Annotated in this window: 15 protein-coding genes and 3 pseudogenes; 11 read left to right on the top strand and 7 right to left on the bottom strand. The window is 62.0% G+C overall.

Going from position 1 to position 20177, the window contains the following annotated elements:
- Window positions 1-7 precede the first annotated feature (7 nt).
- The 4 genes from MARPU_RS09845 (at window position 8) to MARPU_RS09830 (ending at window position 3871) form a co-directional block, all read left to right on the top strand.
- The gene (locus MARPU_RS09845) at window positions 8-1255 is read left to right on the top strand and encodes an ABC transporter substrate-binding protein (RefSeq protein WP_005224228.1); all 1248 of its coding nucleotides are present in this window, start codon (window positions 8-10) and stop codon (window positions 1253-1255) included.
- A 123-nt stretch (window positions 1256-1378) separates the two neighbouring features.
- Complete coding sequence (locus MARPU_RS09840) at window positions 1379-2212, top strand: ABC transporter ATP-binding protein (RefSeq protein ID WP_005224227.1); 834 nt, start codon at window positions 1379-1381, stop codon at window positions 2210-2212.
- A 23-nt stretch (window positions 2213-2235) separates the two neighbouring features.
- Window positions 2236-3045: a universal stress protein gene (locus MARPU_RS09835; RefSeq protein WP_005224226.1), complete on the top strand. Its 810-nt coding sequence runs from the start codon at window positions 2236-2238 to the stop codon at window positions 3043-3045.
- 61 nt (window positions 3046-3106) lie between these two features.
- A complete protein-coding gene (locus MARPU_RS09830; protein ID WP_005224225.1) occupies window positions 3107-3871 on the top strand; it encodes an enoyl-CoA hydratase-related protein in 765 nt (254 codons plus the stop codon).
- Window positions 3872-3961: 90 nt separating this feature from the next.
- Here the strand turns inward: MARPU_RS09830 and MARPU_RS09825 are convergent.
- Together MARPU_RS09825 and MARPU_RS17215 are read right to left on the bottom strand one after the other, a co-directional pair.
- A protein-coding gene (locus tag MARPU_RS09825; RefSeq protein ID WP_232229458.1) for an IS5 family transposase occupies window positions 3962-4778 on the bottom strand; the annotation gives its coding sequence in 2 pieces (ribosomal slippage) (window positions 3962-4015 and window positions 4017-4778; 816 coding nt in all).
- 178 nt (window positions 4779-4956) lie between these two features.
- Window positions 4957-5667: pseudogene (locus MARPU_RS17215) on the bottom strand (IS1 family transposase).
- A 230-nt stretch (window positions 5668-5897) separates the two neighbouring features.
- Here MARPU_RS17215 and MARPU_RS17645 point away from each other — a divergent pair.
- From MARPU_RS17645 to MARPU_RS16715, 6 genes and pseudogenes are all read left to right on the top strand, one after another.
- Entirely contained in the window at window positions 5898-6749 is an 852-nt protein-coding gene (locus tag MARPU_RS17645; RefSeq protein WP_005224221.1) for a Rossmann-like domain-containing protein, read from the top strand.
- A gap of 16 nt (window positions 6750-6765) precedes the next feature.
- Window positions 6766-7662, top strand: a complete 897-nt coding sequence (locus tag MARPU_RS17210; RefSeq protein WP_005224220.1) for an alpha/beta fold hydrolase — start codon at window positions 6766-6768, stop codon at window positions 7660-7662.
- Window positions 7638-8798, top strand: coding sequence for a type III PLP-dependent enzyme domain-containing protein (locus MARPU_RS17205; protein WP_005224219.1), 1161 nt, complete (start codon window positions 7638-7640; stop codon window positions 8796-8798). The genes MARPU_RS17210 and MARPU_RS17205 overlap by 25 nt, the downstream gene beginning before the upstream one ends.
- The gene (locus MARPU_RS17640; RefSeq protein ID WP_005224218.1) at window positions 8758-11247 is read left to right on the top strand and encodes a hypothetical protein; all 2490 of its coding nucleotides are present in this window, start codon (window positions 8758-8760) and stop codon (window positions 11245-11247) included. The genes MARPU_RS17205 and MARPU_RS17640 overlap by 41 nt, the downstream gene beginning before the upstream one ends.
- A gap of 194 nt (window positions 11248-11441) precedes the next feature.
- A pseudogene (locus MARPU_RS09815) lies at window positions 11442-11732 on the top strand (transposase); the annotation flags it as partial.
- A 93-nt stretch (window positions 11733-11825) separates the two neighbouring features.
- Window positions 11826-12965, top strand: a pseudogene (locus tag MARPU_RS16715) (transposase).
- Window positions 12966-13066: 101 nt separating this feature from the next.
- Here the strand turns inward: MARPU_RS16715 and MARPU_RS09805 are convergent.
- From MARPU_RS09805 to MARPU_RS09785, 5 genes are all read right to left on the bottom strand, one after another.
- Complete coding sequence (locus MARPU_RS09805) at window positions 13067-16126, bottom strand: efflux RND transporter permease subunit (RefSeq protein ID WP_005224215.1); 3060 nt, start codon at window positions 16124-16126, stop codon at window positions 13067-13069.
- A gap of 18 nt (window positions 16127-16144) precedes the next feature.
- Complete coding sequence (locus MARPU_RS09800; RefSeq protein WP_005224214.1) at window positions 16145-17233, bottom strand: efflux RND transporter periplasmic adaptor subunit; 1089 nt, start codon at window positions 17231-17233, stop codon at window positions 16145-16147.
- Window positions 17233-17799, bottom strand: coding sequence for a TetR/AcrR family transcriptional regulator (locus MARPU_RS09795; RefSeq protein WP_005224213.1), 567 nt, complete (start codon window positions 17797-17799; stop codon window positions 17233-17235). The genes MARPU_RS09800 and MARPU_RS09795 overlap by 1 nt, the downstream gene beginning before the upstream one ends.
- Window positions 17800-18003: 204 nt before the next feature.
- Complete coding sequence (locus MARPU_RS09790) at window positions 18004-18306, bottom strand: hypothetical protein (protein WP_005224212.1); 303 nt, start codon at window positions 18304-18306, stop codon at window positions 18004-18006.
- 90 nt (window positions 18307-18396) lie between these two features.
- Window positions 18397-19167, bottom strand: coding sequence for a DUF2189 domain-containing protein (locus MARPU_RS09785; RefSeq protein ID WP_005224211.1), 771 nt, complete (start codon window positions 19165-19167; stop codon window positions 18397-18399).
- A 326-nt stretch (window positions 19168-19493) separates the two neighbouring features.
- Between MARPU_RS09785 and MARPU_RS09780 the strand changes: the two genes are divergently transcribed.
- Window positions 19494-20150: a CDGSH iron-sulfur domain-containing protein gene (locus MARPU_RS09780; protein WP_005224210.1), complete on the top strand. Its 657-nt coding sequence runs from the start codon at window positions 19494-19496 to the stop codon at window positions 20148-20150.
- Window positions 20151-20177 lie beyond the last annotated feature (27 nt).

The raw sequence follows: 20177 nt of genomic DNA, 5'->3' as shown, positions 1-20177 counted from the left end.
CCCATCGATGAAGAAGACATGGTTGAGCGGCCTGCTCGGCGCCTGTAGCGCCCTGGCCCTGGGCGCGAGTCTCGCCAACGTGCCCGACAAGGAGCCGGTGCGCTTTGCGCTGCTGCAGGACTTCACCGCCGTCTACACCTTCCTCACCAACGAGTACAACCAGGGCCAGCAGGACTATCTGCGTCTGGTCAACGCCCGCGGCGGGCTCGATGGCCACCCCGTCGAGGCGCTGGTGCGCGACACCGCCAACGAGCCCCAGCGCGGCATCGAGGCCTACAACCGCGCCCGCGGTGACGGCGCGGTGCTGGTCGATTTCCTCAGCACCCCGGTGTCGCGCGCGGCGGTCAACCGCGTGCTCGAGGACGAGGTGGTGATGATCACCCCGCTGCACGGTCGCGGTGACGCCAGCCACGGCGAGACCTTCCCCTTCGTCTTCCCGATGATGGCGACTTACTGGTCGCAGGCGGCGATCCTCGCCGACTACATCGACACCGAACTCGGCGGGCTCGCCGGCAAGCGCATTGCCCTGGTGCACATCGACTCGCCCTTCGGGCGCGAGCCGGTGCCGGTGCTCGAGACCCTGGCCGCGCGTCACGGCTTCGAGCTGCGCGCCTTCGCCTATCCCAGCCCCGGCACCGAGCAGTCGGCGACCTGGTCCGACGTGCGTCGCTACCGGCCCGACCAGGTGCTGATCTGGGGCGCCGGCAGCGGCCAGCAGGTCTCGGTGCGCGAGGCCATCCGCAACGGCATCCGCCCCGAGCACATCCTCTCGGTGGTGTGGCTGGCCGAGGCCGATGCCGAGCACCTCGGCAAGCACATGACCGGGGTCAAGCGCTACGAGGCGGTCGCCCCCGGACGCGAGTTGCCGGTGATCCAGGCGATCCTCGACGAGGTGGTGGCCAAGGGCGAGGGCAGTGGGCCCGAGGAGAACGTCGGTTCGAGCTACTACAACATCGGCGTGGCGACCATGGCGGTGGCGGTCGAGGCCGCGCGCCTGGCGCTTGCCGAGTACGGCGCGCCGCTCACCGGCGATACGCTGCGCCGCGGCTTCGAGCAGATCAGCAACTTCGACGCCGAGGGGCTGATGCCGCCGCTGAGCTTCAGCGCCACCGACCACCAGGGCGGCGGTTTCGGCCGGGTGTCGCGCTGGGACGGCGGCGCCTGGGTGCCGGTCACCGAGTGGCGCAGCGCCTATCAGGACATCGTCTGGGACGAGATCGAGAAGGACGCCGCGGGCTTCCGCGACGGGCGCTGAGTCGGCGCGGGCGGGGCCGGGCGCCCCGTCCGTGACCGTGCGCGAGGGGGCCGGCGCGCGTCGTCGGCGCCGATCGAACCCGACCGGCCTGCCCGGTCGACCAAGGAGAGAGCGAGGGCCTTCATGGAGACAGCAGCCAATCGCGTCGCGTCGCTGCCGGTGACGCCGCCGCTGCTCGAGCTGAGCAACGTCGAGGTGGTCTACGACCGGGTGTTCCTGGCGATCAAGGGGGTGTCGCTGCGGATCGGCAAGGGCCAGATGATCGCCCTGCTCGGTGGCAACGGCGCCGGCAAGAGCACCACGCTCAAGGCCGTCAGCGGCCTGCTCGCGCCCGAGCGCGGGCTGGTCACGCGCGGTGAGATTCGTTTCCAGGGCGCCGATATGCTGGCGCTGGCGCCGCCGGCGCGGGTCGCCAGCGGGCTGGTGCACGTGCTCGAGGGGCGGCGCATCTTCGAGCACCTCACCCCCGAGGCCAACCTGCTCGCCGCCTACCCGCTGCGCGGCAGCCGCAAGCGCTACCAGGAGCTGCGCGAGCGGGTGCTGACCTACTTCCCCCGGCTCGGCGAGCGCGCCCGCACCAAGGCGGGCTATCTCTCCGGCGGCGAGCAGCAGATGCTCGCCATCGGGCGTGCGCTGATGACCGAGCCCGAGCTGATCATGCTCGATGAGCCGAGCCTCGGGCTCTCGCCGCTGCTGGTGCAGGAGATCTTCGCCATCATCGGCGAGATCAACCGTGAGCAGGGGGTCGGCGTGCTGCTCGTCGAGCAGAACGCCGCCGCCGCGCTGGAGGTGGTCGATCACGCCTATCTGCTCGAGAACGGGCAGGTGGTGATGAGCGGCGAGGCGGCGGTGCTGCGCGAGAACCCCGACGTGCAGGAGTTCTATCTCGGCGGTGCCGAGCGGGTCGACTATCTCAACGTCAAACACTATCGCCGCCGCAAGCGCTGGCTCGCTTGAGCCGACGCGGCAAGGAGTCCGTCATGTCCGCTGCTGTCGTCACCATCCCGGTGGATGCCTCCACCGTCTCCCAGGGCGCGCTGCGTCCGGGGCTGTCGCTGGCCGGCCAGCTCGGTGCCCGGGCGCGGTTGCTCTCGGTGGTCACCCGCGAGAGCGAGACCGCCGAGCGCCGCGCCCTGCTCGAGAGCCTGCTCGTCGCGCGCGGGCTCAACGACGCCGAGGTCGAGGTCGGCGTCCATGAGGTCGCCACCGACGGGCTGATCGAGCGCATCGGCGCGACCAGCCCGGATCACCCGGTGGTGATGTCGACCCACGCCCGCGGCGTGGTCGGCGAGGCGGTGCTCGGCAGCGTCGCCAGCGAGCTGCTGCGCCAGACCCACCGCCCGATCCTGCTCACCGGTCCGCACCTCGACGACGCCTGGAGCGGGCCGATCCGCAGCCTGCTGGTGTGTCTCGACGGCTCGGCGCTGTCCGAGGCGATGCTCCCCGAGGCGGTCGCCTTCGCCCGCGCCATCGGCGCCGAGCTGCGGCTGATCCAGGTGCTCAAGCCGAGCTTCGGCCAGGGCGCCGACGCCGGCGAGTGGGTCTATCTGCGGCGCGTCGCCGACCACCTGCCCGAGCGCTACGGCGTCAGCGCCAACTGGGACGTGCTCCACGGCACCGACGTGAGCCGTGCGGTGGTCGAGTACGCGGCGCTGATCAAGGGCGCGGTGATCGCCATGACCACCCACGGTCGCACCGGGCTGCAACGCATGCGTCTCGGCAGCTTCGCCCGCGAGGTGCTGCTCGCCGCGCGCTCCCCGGTGCTGGTGATGCAACCGGCCGGCGACTGATCCGCAATCCCCGCAAGCGCCCCGGCGCCCGTCGGGGCGCCCCGTCATGGAAGGCCCCGCGATGAACCCGCCCGACCTCACCGATGCCCGGCTCGGTCTCGCCGACCGGGTCGCCACCCTCACCCTCGCGCGCGACGACGTGCGCAACGCCCTCACCGGTACCGCCCTGATCGACGACATCGTCGCCACCGTCGACTGGGTCAACGCCTGCGAGGCGGTCTCGGTGCTGGTGATCGCCGCCGAGGGCGCGGCCTTCAGCGCCGGCGGCAACATCAAGGACATGGCCGCACGCCGCGGCGACTTCGCCGGCGACGCCGCCGAACTCGAACGCCGCTACCGCCACGGCATCCAGCGCATCCCCCGCGCCCTCTACCGCTGCGAGGTGCCGGTCATCGCCGCCGTCGACGGCCCGGCGATCGGCGCCGGCTGCGACCTCGCCTGCATGGCCGACCTGCGCATCGCCTCCACCCGCGCCCGCTTCGGCGAGACCTTCATCGACCTCGGCCTCATCCCCGGTGACGGCGGCGCCTGGTTCCTGCAACGCCAGATCGGCTATCAGGCCGCCTTCGCCCTCACCGTCACCGGCCGCGTCATCGACGCCGCCGAGGCCCACCGCCTCGGCCTCGTCCTCGACGTCGTCGAACCCGACGCACTCACCGCACGCGTCCACGAAATGGCCTCAACAATCGCCGCCAAGTCCCCGCAGGCACTGCGTTATGCCAAGCGGCTGATGCGGCTGGGGCAGGTCGGGAGCCTGGAACAGGTGCTGGAGATGAGTGCGGTGTTGCAGGGGTTGTGTCATTGGGGGGAGGGGGTGGGGCGATGAGTTTGTCGGATCGTTCACATTTTGTGTTGATTTTTGGGGTGGGATGAGTGTGGAATTAGGAGGGGGCTAAGAGGCTCTATCAGTAAAGCCCTACGCCCACTCCACAGCAAATGAGTCACAGCAAATGAGTGCGAGTCCCAGGAAAGAGAAACGCCTCGTGAATATCGGCCCGGCGCTCGAAGTGCACCTGCAGTCGACGGAACTGATGCAGCCACGCCAGCGAACGTTCGACGACCCAGCGGGTCGTTCCCAGGCCGCTGCCATGTGGGGTGTTGCGTCGCGCGAGCTGCGGTTGGATGTTGCGCGTGCGCAGTGCCGCACGGTGGGCCCTGGAGTCATAGGCGCGGTCGCCCTGCACGCGTTCTGGTCGATGGCGGGGGCGACCACGCCGTCCGCTGCGCACGGGTGTGATGCCATCGACCAGGGCGATGAGTTGCGTGACATCGTGGGCGTTGGCGCCGGAGAGCACGGCATGCAGCGGAATGCCCCGGGCGTCGGTGATCAGATGGTGCTTGCTTCCCGGGCGAGCGCGATCGGTCGGGTTGGGGCCGGTGCATTCACCGCCGCCGACGGCGCGAATCGAGGCGCTGTCGACCAACGCTTGCGACCAGTCGATGCGATCACTGGCCTCAAGCCGTTCGAGCAGCTTGTGGTGGATCGCCTCCCACACCCCGGCCTGCTGCCACTCGCGCAGCCGACGCCAGCAGGTCATCCCAGAGTCACCCCCCATCTCCTGCGGCAACATCTCCCATGGGATCCTGCTCTTGAGCACGAACAGAATCCCGGTCAGCGCCCGACGATTGTCGATCGGCTTACGACCGGGGTAGCGATATCGGCGCGGCTTGGGCGACGGCAGCAAGGGTTCGATTTCGGCCCACAGGTCATCGGGCAGCAACGGCTTGGCCATGGCTATCCTCCGTCAATGTGTGCGTGATCTCGACGCCTCTGACAACGCGAACGGCTTTTTGATAGAGCCTCTTATATTGGTTTCCGGATGCATTGCCGAACCTGGCGACCAATTTTAGGTAGTGCCCTGACCGATAGGATTTTGAATCGCTCGATGTTTTTGGCTCGCCCGCAATGAATCACGCGCACATCGTAGCGTTGTAATGATGAATGAAGTTCCAGAGTGCACCCAGATGGTTTTCCTGGTTCTTCGAGAACGCGAGCGACTTTCTCACCAAGCGGGAGATACGCTGCCGGAGTGTACCGTTAAACCGTTCGATGTGGTTGGTTTCCCCTTGTGACTTCGCACTGGGGTAATGGCGGTGTGCCAAGATGACTCGTGCATAGGCGCTCCAGAAATCTGTGTAGACGGGAGCGGAAGTCTGATATTGCGCTGGGATGGAATCCCACAGCGCCTGTGCGGAGCGCTCCGTACGATCGCCAACGTGGACCCCGACGATGCGCCGGGTCAGGCGATCCATGGCGAGCCAGATCCATTGTTTGTTCAGGCGTTTTCCGACAAAGGACCACAGCTCGTCGCACTCCAGGATCACTCCGTAGGGTGTGGTGTTTTTTTTAGCGCGACCTGACGAGGAACCTTCTTGTACTTCTCGTTCACGTAGTTCTGCAGCCAGGCCTCGGAGACCTTCACCGCACGGGCAATTCCGGCCAGGGAGATTTTTTCCAGCAGCAACCGATCGATCAGTTCGCGGGTTTCCTGAGAAACCGGTCCCTTGGCAGGATGGAGAACGAACTGCAGACCGCAATCTTGACACTTGTACAACTGCTTTTTCAGCCGGTTGAATCCATTTTTGGTCACATGGTTGGAGTGACACATGCGGACATGTCAGATACATCGTCTTCACCCTTAAAGCAAGAAATTCTGATCTTATCGAAACCTATCCAGTCAGGGCGCTACCGGCACCTATTATCGGTCAGGGCACTACCGTATTTTTTTGGTATGGCTTCGGCAGGAAGTATGATTGCGCGGTACGTAAAATAATCAGTTGTGCACGACGCATTATATGCGCCCCGTATTAGCTGTTGATGAAACTCAGAAAATTCTTCAGGGCCTCAAAGTATGTATGAGAATTCTGCTGCGATACTAAACTCGCTGCTAGCGTCGCTTTCTCGAGTGTCGAGCAGCGATACGCCGGGAATCCATATTAAACAGCTGGCGAACATTATTCTAAGTGTTCAACCCACCGCCGAAGAACGTCACTTCCGCTATACTATCAGAATGGCGTATGTTTATGGTCAAGGGTGTTGCTATATGGGTAGTTGCGCTAACTTTGATGATAATTTTATCGGTCGGTCAGCCTTGGATCAGCAAGGTATGGACCTTGCTACACGTATAGCTGTTACAGATGCAATCTACGCAGGATTTCCTGGTAGTCCGCAATCAACGTTCTCGCTGGACGGTTCTCTAGCCAAACGTAGTCGAAGGCGTGCGCGTCTCATCACGGAATTTGTGGGCTCATACGCTTCACGTAAACGAGGCTTTACAATTGGAATTGTAGGTGTCGTCTCGGAGTTTGTTAAGTCTTTTAAAGAGCAAGGTTTTAATGTAATCGCGTTCGATCTTGACCCGATTGTTGTAGGTAAGATTTATGGCGGAGTTGAGGTGCGTCACGGTATCTCGTCTTTCGATGATCTAAGCCGCTGTGACGTTATTCTAGCCACAGGAATGTCACTCTGGACTAACACCCTCGCAACACTCGTCTGTTTTGCGAACGCTTACGACAAGCCTCTATTGCTTTACGCAGAAACCGCGGCGCACTTGGTGCCGTATCTTGTGGGTCGTGGTATTACGGCTGCTATAGCAGAACCTTTTCCATTCTATGTTTTTGGAGGTGATGCCGTAATAAGGATGTATTCTGCTATACAGAATCTGCCGCATGCCCGCGGTGTTATTTGCCTTCCAGAAATCTAAATAGGGTTGATTTGTCATGTCTACTTGTTTTGAATTTGTTCGTATTAAGACGCGAGATGGTGTCGAGCTTTGCGGGATGATGTCTAAGGGTACTGGATTTGAAAATAGAGCGATAATTCATGTTCATGGTCTGGCTGGTAATTTCTATGAACAAAGGTTCGTCGATAATTTAGCGAGTGCGGCGGAATCTTCCGATTGTAGAATACTGCTTTTTAATAACCGTGGTCATGACTATTTTTCTGACGCCATTAAGGAAATTGACGGAAGGCGTGAAACCGTTTCCAAAGGCGGTGCGCATGAGCGTTTAGCAGATGCTGCTTATGACATTGAGGCGGCGATCGCGTTTGTGAAGGCGCGCGGATTAGATGATGTCATTATCACTGCTCACAGTACTGGATGTGTGAAGCTAGTGCGCTATGTTCTGGATACTATCAATCATCCGAAAATCACTGGAGTTGTTTTTATCTCTCCATCGGATGATGTCGGACTGCAGGCAGAAAACGCAGGCGCAGAATTCCAGAAAACTATTGATGCTGCGAAACACATGGTGCAAGAAGGGCGTGCTGACGAAATCATGCCTGATGGTACTTTTTTCTATCCAATCGATGCGCAAGCTTACCTAGACCTTTTCGATCCGCATGGTTTTGGAAATGTTTTTGATTTGACTAATCGCGGGCGTGGTTTAGAGATGTTATCGAACTGGAGTATTCCAACTCTTATCGTATTAGGGTCTGAAGATATTGCCGTAACAGATACCGAAAAAAAACGTGCTGCGGAAGAGATACTGCAAGCACTGCCCGAGGACAGTGCGCACCGGTCTGTGGTGATCGAGGGAGCAGCTCACGACTATGCTGGCTATGAATCTAAACTTCAGGTGATTATCGAAGAATGGATAGCCAACCTTCTAGCTTAGCTAAGAACTGGCCGTCAGCCGGTATTCTAAGCAAACTTGCATCTCTTCCGACGCGAATTCGGACTCCGGTATTTGTATACTTTGAGTCGGTCTTGCGAAGTCGCCTTCAAGATTTACTCCAATGCTCTGCACCGCAGACTATTCGTTTTTCCTTGAAGGCGAATCCTCATCAAGACGTCTTGCGCATTGTCTCAGAAGCCGGTTGTGGTGCCGATGTGAGTTCCCTTGCTGAATTGCGAGCTGCTTTAGAAGCCGGGATCGAGCCTCGCTATATATCATGTGTTGGCCCATGGAAAGAGCCGTCATTGATAAAGCAGGCACGATTGTGTGGCGTACAGCGATATTGCATAGAGTCGTTAGATGAAGCAAAAGAGATGGCCTGGCTTGTTGGGCATGACAAAGAGCTTTATGCGCGATGTATTGCTCGATTGGAAAGCTCTTCTGTTGTGGAAAATATGATGCACCTGCAGACACCTTTTGGCCTAACTTTAGAGGAGCTGCATTACGCGATAAAGAGTCATATTCAATTTGACGGTTTGCATATATATTCCGGCAGCGATTACCGTAGTTTTGATGCAGCAACGGCAATACTAAGAGCAATCCCGGAATTTGATCTTATTTTTAAACGGAGGTGGCCAATACAATATGGTCCTGGGTTGGGTGTTTCGTATGATCCGTTTGAGCCAGAGGAGAAGTGGCAGGATCTCGCCAAAGGAGTAGAAAACATTCTCGGCAAGCGGCCGGTTACCTACGAGATTGGGCGATATATTGTCGCGCACTGTACGGCTCTTTTAGTAACAGTTAAGGTGAGAAAGAGACGAGGTGAAACAATAGTGTGCGTCACTGATGGGGGGATTACTTCATTTGCTCGTACATTGCTGACAAAAGCGGTGCATCCAGTATTTTCGCTGAACTTTCTAAATATTCCGCCAAAATACTACGGTCTTAAAATACATTTGTGCGGGCCAACGTGTACGCCGCTGGATAGTATTGCGTGCAAGGGGTATTTTCCGGATGTGGAAGTAGGAGATAAACTTGCGATTTTGGTTGCTGGAGCATATGGTCACAATTTAGCGTTTCGAGGGTTCATGGGTTATGAAGGGGCTCCCTTTGTCAGGTATGAAGATATCGTTTAAACGCAAATTAATATTGATTTTAATATTGTTTTCTCCACATGTTCTTGTCTTCTTTTGCTTTTTTGAGCCAGTTTTTTTTTGGGTGCTTTTTTGTATCTCGCTTTTAGTATTTTTGGTGGCTTTTTTTTCTCTTCCGAAAATCGCATCTATCTTCTTGTACTTTGCACAGCAACGTAATAGTTATCTTGAGTTTTCTTTGATGGTTGTGCGGTGCATTTATTGGAATTCACTGATTTATTTGCTCTCATTAGCACTGGTTGGTTTTGCGCTTTTCTTTTTGGGGTCAAGTGATTGGATGGGTGTGGTTGCTGCGTTTTTAGCTGCTATTCCAATGCTCCTATATGCTTGGAGGAGATTTCCTTTTAGTGCGATAAAGTTGATTGCGCCGGCATTGAATGATCAGGTGATATTGGATCGAAATCCTCTTTACACATTAATGTGGCATCTAACGCAGGAGCTAAGTTCTGAAGACCGTATTGTGGTTACGACTTTAGAGTGTGCTCCGACAGATTATGTAGAGGAAAGTTTGGACTCCAAGTTATTTATGGAGCGATGGCAAGAAAAGGTTCGTGAAGGAGTTTTTGTAAAACACGTAATTAGATTGTTTGATGAGCCTCAGGACCTAAAAAACTTGGATAAACGTCTATCTGATTACAAAAATTTGCCGAATTATCAGATTGGTGTAATGCTGGCTCCTCCGTCCCGGCCATTTGTCGATCTATACATAGTGTCTGGCAAGTATGCAGCGATTTTCTATGCAACTTCTGCGGCAGAACCATATTTAATGCGTAATGCGCTTTTTGTTACTGGGGAGGCAAGAGTTAACTCTATAGAGAAATGGTTTACAGAAACGCTTTGGTCTTATTGTGAACCTCTAAAAGATACGTTCAAGATAAATTATGAGCTATTTGGTCAGATAAAAAGGCGTGTAGAGGTTTTAGGGGAGTGCGACGGGGGGCGGTTTTGGACGAACCTTCCGGATTACTTTTTGGCAAGACCTATTTTTCTCCCTTCGCTGGTTGCGTTTATTAAGACGATTCAGAATTCCGCCTCGATGCGCGAAGAAGACGTGCCACCAGAAATATTGTGCCAAGTGGAGAGCCAGCTTAGAAACCTAGCTCAGATAATTGCTGATTCTTCAGCAATAGCTGGGCGACGTTTCTCTAGTTCTTATGAAGCTTTGAAAGAAGTTTGCCGGCCTCAGGTCTCTTTGCAGGCTGTAAGTGTTATAGATAACGAAACTTACTGGCTTTCAAGGTCGGGGCAGGCGCAAATGAATTTCGAGAAGGAATTGTCGAAAGAAGGAGTGGCAATCGAGCGTGTATGCGTGGTAGCTGGATTAGATAGGTTGTCACAATCGATGCAGAAAGTTCTTTTAGAGCTAGGGAAATATATGCGTGGAGCATCTCTGATGCTTGCTGATCGTAATTCGGTGAATCAGGCAAGCTTGCCAGCTAATTCAGCGGATTTTGCGATTATTGATAAAAAATGTGTGATCGTTGATCAAGGCGGCTCTGTTGGTGCTAGATACGATCGTGAGATCGTTAGCCGCTATCAAGCGCATTTCAATGCAATTTCTGAGGTTTCAATGCCATTTGTAGCGGAGGGTGTGATGAAGCAGGAGGAGTATGCTGAGAGAACTGTTGTGGAGTTGGATCTTGTAGCCTATAGTTCTTTGGCAAGAACGTTAGAGGAGAATCTGGATACAAGCGCTGTCGCAAAGTTAAATCTGCAGATAGTGGAGTTTGTGGATGACGCGTTGCGTAGAAACGGCGAAGACCCAAGGGAAGTCGTTCTGAAAAGAACAGGGGATGGTGCAATATTGGCGTTTACAGAGAGCGAAAAAGCGCATCAGTTTGCTGAGTCTTTTTTTGAAATTGTAGGAAAATTTAACGAGAAGAAGACAGCTGAAACATCAGCGCAGCGGCGATTCCGTATGGGAGCAGCAACCGGAAAACTGTCTTTTATGAGGCTAGGTGATGGTACTTTAGACTTTGCGGGCACTACAATCGCAAATGCAGTGCGGTTGGAAGCGGCGTCAAATCCTGGGTGTATGTGTATAGATCTAGAGACCTTTTCAAGGTTGCCTAATGCGATTCAAGAAGTTTATGAATGTGAATGTACTGTGCCAGGGAAAAGGGATGAATTATTTCATGCGCGGTGCCGGCGCTTTGCTGAGATGGGGGAGGCGCCATCAATAATTTTGGAGGCAGAGAAAAAAACCGATAAAAAAACAGTTTTGGATATTTTGGAAAAGTTGGAGCGAGAAGATCAGATAGATATATTGACTGTTCTTTTAGAGATGCCGGTGAAGGATCGGCCCGCACGGACTTTGAATATTTCTCAAAAGCGTGTTGAGATCTTCAAGTGGGCGGCTTCTCAGGAGGGTTGCGGGCTGTCGACTCTGCAGGCGGAATCGGATTACCTTTGGAAGAAAAGCCAAAATTAGGCGATTTGAAGCGATTTGAAGCGATTTGAAGCGATTTGAGGAGATTTGAGGAGATTTGAGGAGATTTGAGGAGATTTGAGGAGATTTGGATTAGATTTGAAGGACACCCATTTACCTGAAGGACACCCATTTACCGTTGACGCTCCCAAGGCGCTCTACTACGCTTCCTCCAACACCTCCAGCGGAGATGCCCCATGACCCGTCCCCGCGCCTCGCTCGTCTCCTTGTCCGATACGCCCTGGTATCACGTCGTCACGCGGTGCGTGCGCCGGGCGTATCTCTGCGGCTTCGATCGGTTGACCGGACGGAGCTTCGAGCATCGTCGCGGCTGGGTGGAGCTACGGTTGCGCCAGCTCGCGGGGGTGTTCACGATCGATGTCGCGGCCTATGCGGTGATGAGCAATCACGTGCATTTAGTGGTGCAGGTGGACGCGGCGTGCGCCGCTCAGTGGTCGGATACCGAGGTGTTGCGGCGCTGGCGCTGTCCGCCCGGCGCCATCTGAAGGACACCCATTTACCGTTGACGCTCCCAAGGCCCTCTCCTACGCTTCTCCCAACACCCCCAGCGGAGATGCCCCATGACTCGTCCCCGCGCTTCGCTCGTCTCCCTCTCCGATACGCCTTGGTATCACGTCGTCACGCGCTGCGTGCGACGTGCCTATCTCTGCGGCTTCGATCGGCTGACGGGGCGGAGCTTCGAGCATCGACGCGGGTGGGTGGAGTTGCGGCTGCGCCAGCTCGCGGGGGTGTTCGCGATCGATGTCGCGGCCTATGCGGTGATGAGCAATCACGTGCATCTGGTGGTGCGGCTCGATGCGGAGCGTGCTTCTCAGTGGTCGGATACCGAGGTGTTGCGGCGCTGGCGGTGTCTGTTCCGGGGGCCTGTGGTGGTGGAGCGGTTCCTGTCGCCTGCGACGCGGGCGGGGATGACGGAGGCGGAGCTGGAAGTGGTCGCGGGATTGGTCGCGATCTACCGGGCGCGATTGGCGGATCTCTCGTGGTTCATGCGGGTGTTGAACGAGTCGATCGCGCGGGCGGCGAATCGGGAGGATGGGGTGCGGGGGCGGTTCTGGGAGGGGCGCTTTCGCTCGCAGGCGATCCTCGATGAGACGGCGCTGCTGGCGGTGATGGCCTATGTCGATCTCAACCCGATTCGGGCGGGGATCGCAGAGACGCCGGAGGAGAGTGCGCATACCGGGATTGCGGCGCGGATTGCCGCCTTGCGGGCTGACGGTGCGTGTGCGTCTGGTGAAGCGCTTGTCGAGACGGACGAGGCTTCGCCGGCGGTCCGTGTGACCGCATCGTCCGAGACCAAGGCCACCGACTCTGCTTCAGAATCGCGTAGCGACAACCTCTGGGAGACCGCGCTGAATCGCCTGCCGTCCGCGCCGCTGTTGCCCTTCGGAAATCCCGCCTAGGTCCCTGCGGCGATTCCTTTCACCTTCGACGATTATCTGACCCTGGTCGATTCGCTTGGCCGCGCTCTGCATCCGCGCAAGCGCGGCTCGATCCCAGCGGATCTGCCGGACATCCTCACCCGGCTCGGCATCGCGCCGGAGCGTTTCGTCAAGCACGCGGGCTTCCTGCTCAAGGGCTTTGGTGTCGCGATCGGCACGCCTGAGCGGTTGGCGGCGCTTGCTGCGCGTCGCGAGTGTCGCTATCTGCGCGGGCTCGGACGCGCCAGGGCGCTGTTTGGGCAGGCGGGCAGGGCGGCGTGAGTCGCCTGGGCGTCTGACTGACCGATGCCGCCTGGTCAGGCCGCGCGTCTGCCCGACAAATCTCCCGCCCCGCCGACCCCGAACCACAGCACCCGCCCGGCTCACCCCGCCCGCGCCTCATCCTCCCGCACCTTGAAGAACCCGGCATAGAACACCGGCACCGCGATCAGGGTGAGGGCGGTGGCGAAGGCCAGTCCGCCCATGATGGTGACGGCCATGGAGGCGAAGAAGACGTCGAAGAGCAGCGGGATCATGCCGAGGATGGTGGTGCCGGCGGCGAGCATCACCGGGGTGAAACGGCTGACGCTGGCGGCGACGATGGCGTCGTGGCGGTGGTGGCCGTCGGCGATGCGCAGGTCGATCTCGTCGACCAGGACGATGGCGTTCTTGATCAGCATGCCCGAGAGGCTGAGGAAGCCGAGCAGCGCCATGAAGCCGAACGACTGTCCGGTGGCGAGCAGCGCGGCGGTGACGCCGGTGATCGCCATCGGCACGCACAGCCAGATGATCAGCGGCTGGCGCACCCGCCCGAACAGCGCCACGGTGATCAGCACCATCGCCAGGAAGCCGAGCGGGACGCTGCGCGCGAGCGCGGCCTGGGCGTCGCTGGAGTCCTCGTACTCGCCGCCCCACTCGAGCCGGTAGCCCGGCGGCAGCGCGATCGCCTCGACCGCGCCGCGCACCTGCGCGAGCGCCGCGTCGGTGTTGGCGCCGTAGGCCGGGTCGGCCTGCGCGGTGATGGTGCGCGCCTTGTCGAGCCGGCGGATCAGCCCGTCCTCGGTGCCGGTCTCGAAGCGGTCGATGACCTCGGTCATGGGGATGTAGGCGCCGGCGGTGGCCGACCAGACGCGACGGTCGCGCAGGTCGGTGTTGCCGTTGCGCTCGTCATCGGGGGCGCGCATCACGATCGGGATCAGCCGATCGCCTTCGCGATAGAGCCCGACGCTGCGCCCCTCGGTGACCATTGCCAGGGTATCGGCGATGTCGGCGCGGCTCACCCCGGCGGCGGTGGCGCGCGCCTCGGCCAGGCGCGGGACGATCAGCGGGCGGTACTGGCGCCAGTCGTGGCGCACGTTGATCAGGTCGTGGTCGCGGAAGATGCGCTCGGCCTCGGCGGCGAGCGCGCGCAGGGTGGCGCTGTCGGGGCCGGAGAAGCGCGCCTCGATCTTGGCGCCGCCACCGGGGCCGAGGCGGATGCGGGTGGTCCAGCCCTTGACCTGGGGCTGGTGCTCGCCGATCCACTGACGCACGCGTGCGGCGATCTCGGGGATGCGCGCGGCGTCGGTGACGCGCACGATGCACTGGCCATAGGCGCTGTTGGGCAGCTCCGGGGCATAGACCAGCATCAGCCGGTCGGCGCCCGAGCCGCTGAAGCTGGTGACGTCGGTGACCCCGTCGAGCTGGCCGAGCGCGTTGCCGAGTTCGGCCATGTCGGCGGCGGTGGCGCGGATGTCGGTGCCCTGTTCGTGCCACACGTCGACATAGAAGAGCGGCGTGGCGCTGTCGGGGAAGAAGGACTGGGGCACGGCGCCGAAGCCGATCACCGCCGCCAGGGTCGAGCCGACCAGTGCCGCCACCGTGCTCAGCCGGTGGCGCAGCGCCAGATGCACCAGACCGCGATAGCCGCCGAGCAGGACGCCGCCGGTCTCCTCCTCGTCGCGGCGCTCGGCGGCGCTGCGGAACAGATAGCTGCCGAACAACGGGGCTACCGTCACCGCCAGCACCCAGCTCAGCAGCAGCGAGATGGCGATCACCGCGAATAGCGAGAAGGTGTACTCGCCGGTCGAGTCGTTCGACAGCCCGATCCCGGAGAAGGCGAGGATGCCGATCACCGTCGCCGCCAGCAGCGGCCACTTGGTCTGGTTGGTGATCTGCTGGGCCGCCTCCAGCGCCCCCAGCCCGCGCCGCATCCGCACCATCATCCCCTCGGCGATGACGATGGCGTTGTCGACCAGCATGCCCATGGCGATGATCAGCGCGCCGAGCGAGACGCGCTGCATGGTGATGCCGCCGATCTTCATCAGCAGCAGGGTGCCGAGCACGGTGAGCAGCAGCACCCCGCCGACCACCAGCCCGCCGCGCCAGCCCATCGCCAGACAGAGCACCAGGATGACGATCGCCACCGAGCTGGCGAGGTTGACGAGAAAACCGTTGACCGCCTCGTCGACCACTCGGTGCTGCTGGTAGATCGGATCGATGGTGACACCGAGCGGCAGGGTCTCGAGCAGCGCGTGGATGCGCGCCTCGACCGTCGCGCCGACCTCGACGATGTTGGTGCCGCTCTGCGCCGAGACGCCGATGGCCACCGCCGGGCGACCGTTGTGACGCACCAGCAGGGTCGGGATCTCCTCCTCGCCGCGGCTCACCCGGGCGATGTCGCCGAGCCGCAGGCTGGCGTGCTCGCTGCTCGCCCCGGGGCCGCCGAGCGGCAGCGCCTCGATGCGCGCGACCGAGTCGAAGGTGCCCGAGGGGGCGAGGCGCACCGAGCGGTCGACGACCCGCAGCGCGCCGCTGTCGACCACCGCGTTCTGCACCGAGATGGCGTTGGCGATCAGCGTCGGGGCGATGCCGAGCTGGGTGAGCACCGACTGCGGCGGCTCGACGAAGATGCGCTCGGCGCGCAGCCCGCTGATCGCCACCTTGGCCACGCCCGGTATCCGCAACAGCTCCTGGCGCAGGGTGCGGGCGAAGTCGCGCAGCTCGGCTTGGCTGTAGTCCGGGGCGCTGAGCGCGTAGTAGAGCCCGTAGACGTCGCCGAAGTCGTCGTTGACGTGCGGGGTGCCGGCCCCCGGGGGCAGGGCGGCGCTGGCGTCGCGGATCTTGCGCCGTAGCTCGTCCCAGATCTGCGGCAGCTGGCTGGAGTCGTACTGCTCGAGGATCTCGACATCGATCAGCGAGCGCCCGGGCTCGGAGCGCGAGCGGATCTCCTTGATCTGGGGCAGGCGCTGGAGGGCGATCTCGAGCTGGTCGGTCACCTCCTGCTCGACCTCGAGCGCCGAGGCGCCGGGATAGCTGGTGGTGATGATCGCCTGCTTGATGGTGAACTCGGGGTCCTCCAGCCGTCCCAGGCTGAACAGGGCCCAGAGCCCCCCGAGCAGACAGATGAGGATCAGCAGCCAGGTGTTGACCGGCTTGTCGATGGCGGCGCGGGCGATGTCCATGGATAGGGGTTCCCGATGCTACTGGGCGGTGTCGTCGAGCGGGCGCACCCGCTGACCGGCGCTGAGGAAGCCGACCCCGGCGGCGACGATGCGCTCGCCCTCGGCCAGCCCCGAGAGGATGCGCGCGTGGCTGCCGTCGAGGGTGGCGACCGCGACGGCGCGCGGCTGCACCTGACCGCGCTCGGGGTCATAGACCCAGACGCGGAAGTCGCCGGCGGCATCGGCGTCGAGCGCGCCGATCGGCACCTCGATCGTGCCCTCGGCGGTGGCGAGGATCTCGGCGCTGACGGTGGCGGTCATCCCCGGCAGCACCTGGATGTCGTCGGGGTTGGTCATGAACAGGGTGATGGTGTAGGTGCGGGTGCGCGGGTCGGGCTCGGTGGCGAACTCGCGGATGCTCAGCGGGAAGCTGCGCCCCGGCCAGGCCGAGAGCTCGGCGGTGATGGCGCCGACCTGCTCGCGCCGCACCCGCGCCATCAGCCGCTCGGGCACGTCGACCTCGACGGTGAGCACCGAGATGTCCTGCAGCAGCGCGATCGGCTCGCCGGCGCGGACGTTGACGAAGCGATCGACCAGACGCTCGGCGAGCAGCGCGTCGAAGGGCGCCTCCAGCTCGGTGTAGGCGAGGTTCTGCGCCGCCTGTTCGAGCCGCACCTGGGCGAGATCGGCGGTGGCGCGGGCGTCGTCGAGGGCGTTCTCGGCGAGATGGCCGCGTTCGCTGAGCGCCTGCTTGCGCTCGAGTTCCTTGCGCGCGAGATCGGCCTGGACCCTGGCCTCGCGCAGCGCGAGCGCGTAGTCGGTGGCGTCGAGCGCGGCGATCGTCTCACCGGCGCGGATGGTCTCGCCCTCGCGGATGGGGAAGCGTTCGAGCTTGCCCGGCACCTGGAAGGAGACGGCCGAGGTCTGCGAGGCCTCGATGGTGGCCGGGAAGCGGCGCGTCTCGACCCGGGGGCTGGCATCGACGGTGAACAGCCGTACCGGCTGCGAGGTCGGCGCGCTGTCTGATTGGTCGGCCTGGGCGTCGGCCTGGTCACAGCCGCCGAGCAGCATGCTCGACAGACCGATCAGGAGCATGGTGACGAGCGGGGTGAGGCGGGTGGGGGTCATCAAAGGGCTCCGTGATCGTCGAGGATGCGCCGGGCCTGGGCGCGCAGCGCATCGGCCTCGTCGGGGTCGAGCGGCGAGATGCCGAAGACGTCGAACATGTAGAGCCCGGCCATCGCCAGATAGAGCAGCCGGGCGTTCGGGATCTCGTCCTCCAGTGCGCCGAGCGCGTCGAGCGTCTCGGCGACGTGTGTGCGGATCGGCGCGAGCAGCTCGCGATGGTGCGCCGAGGCGGCGATCACCGCGATGCCAAGCTCGGGCGAGACCGGGCAGGGGGCGAGCGAGGCGATGAGCCGGGCGCGGCCCTCGCGGTTGGGCTGATCGGGCGGCAGGGTGTCGCGCAGCGCGCCGATATCGGCCTCGTCGCGTGCCAGGGTGCGCTCGACCAGCCCCTCGAGCAGCGCCTCCTTGCTCCTGAAGTGATAGAGCATCCCGCCCTTGCTGACACCGGCCTCGGCGATCACCGCGTCGAGCGTCAGTCGCGCGGCACCATCACGCATCACCACGGTCTCGGCGGCATCGAGCACGCGCTCGCGCAGCGACGGCTTGAGAGCTTGGGTCTCGGGCATGGGGGGATCACCGGTCTGGACGATTGTAAAACAGTCTAGACGGTACGAAAGGGGTGAGGCAAATGGGCGCCAGTTGTCAGCCGCCAGTTGTCAGCTTCCAGCCGCCAGCCGCCAGCCGCCAGCCGTCAGCGCCGACCCTCTTCCTGCTGGCGACTGGCGACTGGCGACTGGTCGCTGGAAGCGAGACGCTGACAGCTGACTCACTCAGTCGATGGTCACGCGGTGGGCGCGGAAGTCGCGATCGTCGTCGTCATCATCGTCATCGTCGTCGTCGTCATCGTAGTCGCCGGCGATGGTCACCCGTGACCCCGGGGCGATGCCCAGGGCGCGCAGGCTGTCGAGTTCGACGTCGAGTCGCTCGCTGCCGGTGTCGAGCAGGAAGCCGTCGTCCCAGACCTGTTCGATCACGCCGCTGGCACTGGTCTCGGCGCGGGTACCGAGACTGGTGACCAGGGCGAGCAGGGCGCCGTAGAGCGCGACATGGATGAGGTTCGGGCGTTGACGCATGGTTGCATCCTCCTTGGTGCAGTGAGAGGCGCCGCCGGGCGGCGCGGGATCGGGGTCCTTGCGGGTTTGCTTCGCCGGTCGGCGGCGGGCTCAGGCGACCATCCGCCGGTAGCTCTCCCAGGTGGCATAGCCGAGCACCGGGAAGATCACCACCAGCCCGATGAACAGGGTGAGGATGCCGAAGCCGGTGAGGGCGACGATCATCGCGGCCCACAGCGTCATCGCCGGCCAGCTCTGGCGGCAGGCGCGCAGGCTGGTGTGGATGGCGGTGAGCGGGCCGACGTCGCGATCGAGGATCATCGGGATGGAGACGGCGCTGGTGATGAAGACCGCGACCGCCAGCAGCAGTCCGATGCCGAGGAAGAACAGCGTGACCACCGGGTCGAAGTGTCCGGCCAGCAGGCCGGTGATGCTGTCGGACGAGGGCGAGAGGGTGTTGAACTTGATCGCGAACAGCAGTGCCGAGAAGCGTACCCAGGCCGCGGCGATCAGCCCGAGGAAGAGCACGAACAGCCCCAGGTTGGTGCGTCGTGCCCAGATCAACGCCAGGCTGTCGTGGATGGCCACCGACTCGCCGGCCTCGAGCTGGCGCGCGGCGACATAGAGCCCGGCGGCGAGAAAGGGGCCGAGCAGCAGCAATCCGGTGAGGAAGGCGATGGTGAACCAGGGCAGGGTCCAGGTCAGTGCCAGCGCGCCCCAGCAGGCGAGCACGAAGAGCGCGCCGTAGAGCAGGCTCGCCGCAGGTGCTTCGGCAAAATGCCTGACGCCGGTGGCGAGCCAGTCGAGCGGTTCGCCGATGTCGACCCGGCTGACCGTGGGCGCGGGCGTGGTCTGATGCGATCGGACGGCTTGACTGGGCATGTTCTCGACTCCGTGTGGATGACGGCGCGGGGCCGTGCGTGACGACGGGGACGGATGGCGGGCGCGGGCGCTCCGCCATGGTCGGTGAGACGCTGGAGGTGTGACGAAGTTCACTCCTGTACGTTGCATGATCGATGCTGGGCCCCATTAGGAAAACACGCGCATGGTGTTGTTTTTGCGCCGCACGCACCCCCGGCGCCGTCGGGGCGATGCGGGGCCAGGCCTCGCGCCGACCGGTCGCGTCCCGAGCCGCCGGTGGATCTCTTCCAGGCAGCCACCGTCGGCCGTGGACGGGCAACCCACAGAGACCACAAGGAGTCCATTTGATGAGTGAGCGCAGCGTCCACCACTTCCCGGGTGAGGAGATCGATGTCTACTGGGACGAGCGTCTGTGTATCCATATCGGCGAGTGCGTTCGCGCCAAGGGCGAGCTGTTCGTCTCCGGGCGCACGCCCTGGTGCGATCCCGATGTCACCGAGCGCGAACGGGTGCGCGAGATCGTCGAGCGCTGTCCGAGCGGCGCGCTGAGCTATGTCGACAAGATCGGCGCTCCCGAGCCCGCCCCTGGCGAGAACGCGGCGGTGGTGGTTTACAATGGCCCCCTGTACTGTCACGGTGAGCTGGCGCTGGAGGGCGTCGGCGAGGTGCCCGCACAGGCAGGTACCAGCCGCCGGGTGGCGCTGTGTCGCTGCGGGGCCTCGGCCAACAAGCCCTTTTGCGACAACAGCCACCGTGCCGCCGGGTTCGAGGACTTTGGCGCGGTCGGTGAGCAGGGGCGCGGCACCTTCGCCGCCGACGGGCCGCTGGCGGTGCGAGCGCTGCCCGACGGACCGCTCGAACTCGCGGGTAATCTGGTGATCCGCGCCGCCAGCGCGCGCGCGGCCTGGCGCGGCGACAAGGCCTATCTGTGTCGCTGCGGGGCCTCGGCCAACAAGCCCTTCTGCGACGGCAGCCATCAGCGGGTGGGCTTCAAGGGCGATTGAGCGCCGGTCGGCACCGGCGCAGGGAGG

The sequence above is a fragment of the Marichromatium purpuratum 984 genome (assembly GCF_000224005.2).
Lineage (GTDB): Bacteria > Pseudomonadota > Gammaproteobacteria > Chromatiales > Chromatiaceae > Marichromatium > Marichromatium purpuratum.
Note: the sequence above shows the minus strand (reverse complement) of the source record. Positions and strands in the feature narration are given on the sequence as shown.

Excerpts from the sequence above, each read along its gene's own strand:
- MARPU_RS09845 (WP_005224228.1), top strand. The coding sequence starts at position 8 with ATGAAGAAGACATGGTTGAGCGGCCTGCTCGGCGCCTGTAGCGCCCTG.
- MARPU_RS09840 (WP_005224227.1), top strand. The coding sequence starts at position 1,379 with ATGGAGACAGCAGCCAATCGCGTCGCGTCGCTGCCGGTGACGCCGCCG.
- MARPU_RS09835 (WP_005224226.1), top strand. The coding sequence starts at position 2,236 with ATGTCCGCTGCTGTCGTCACCATCCCGGTGGATGCCTCCACCGTCTCC.
- MARPU_RS09830 (WP_005224225.1), top strand. The coding sequence starts at position 3,107 with ATGAACCCGCCCGACCTCACCGATGCCCGGCTCGGTCTCGCCGACCGG.
- MARPU_RS17645 (WP_005224221.1), top strand. The coding sequence starts at position 5,898 with ATGTATGAGAATTCTGCTGCGATACTAAACTCGCTGCTAGCGTCGCTT.
- MARPU_RS17210 (WP_005224220.1), top strand. The coding sequence starts at position 6,766 with ATGTCTACTTGTTTTGAATTTGTTCGTATTAAGACGCGAGATGGTGTC.
- MARPU_RS17205 (WP_005224219.1), top strand. The coding sequence starts at position 7,638 with ATGGATAGCCAACCTTCTAGCTTAGCTAAGAACTGGCCGTCAGCCGGT.
- MARPU_RS17640 (WP_005224218.1), top strand. The coding sequence starts at position 8,758 with ATGAAGGGGCTCCCTTTGTCAGGTATGAAGATATCGTTTAAACGCAAA.
- MARPU_RS09805 (WP_005224215.1), bottom strand. The coding sequence starts at position 16,126 with ATGGACATCGCCCGCGCCGCCATCGACAAGCCGGTCAACACCTGGCTG.
- MARPU_RS09800 (WP_005224214.1), bottom strand. The coding sequence starts at position 17,233 with ATGACCCCCACCCGCCTCACCCCGCTCGTCACCATGCTCCTGATCGGT.
- MARPU_RS09795 (WP_005224213.1), bottom strand. The coding sequence starts at position 17,799 with ATGCCCGAGACCCAAGCTCTCAAGCCGTCGCTGCGCGAGCGCGTGCTC.
- MARPU_RS09790 (WP_005224212.1), bottom strand. The coding sequence starts at position 18,306 with ATGCGTCAACGCCCGAACCTCATCCATGTCGCGCTCTACGGCGCCCTG.
- MARPU_RS09785 (WP_005224211.1), bottom strand. The coding sequence starts at position 19,167 with ATGCCCAGTCAAGCCGTCCGATCGCATCAGACCACGCCCGCGCCCACG.
- MARPU_RS09780 (WP_005224210.1), top strand. The coding sequence starts at position 19,494 with ATGAGTGAGCGCAGCGTCCACCACTTCCCGGGTGAGGAGATCGATGTC.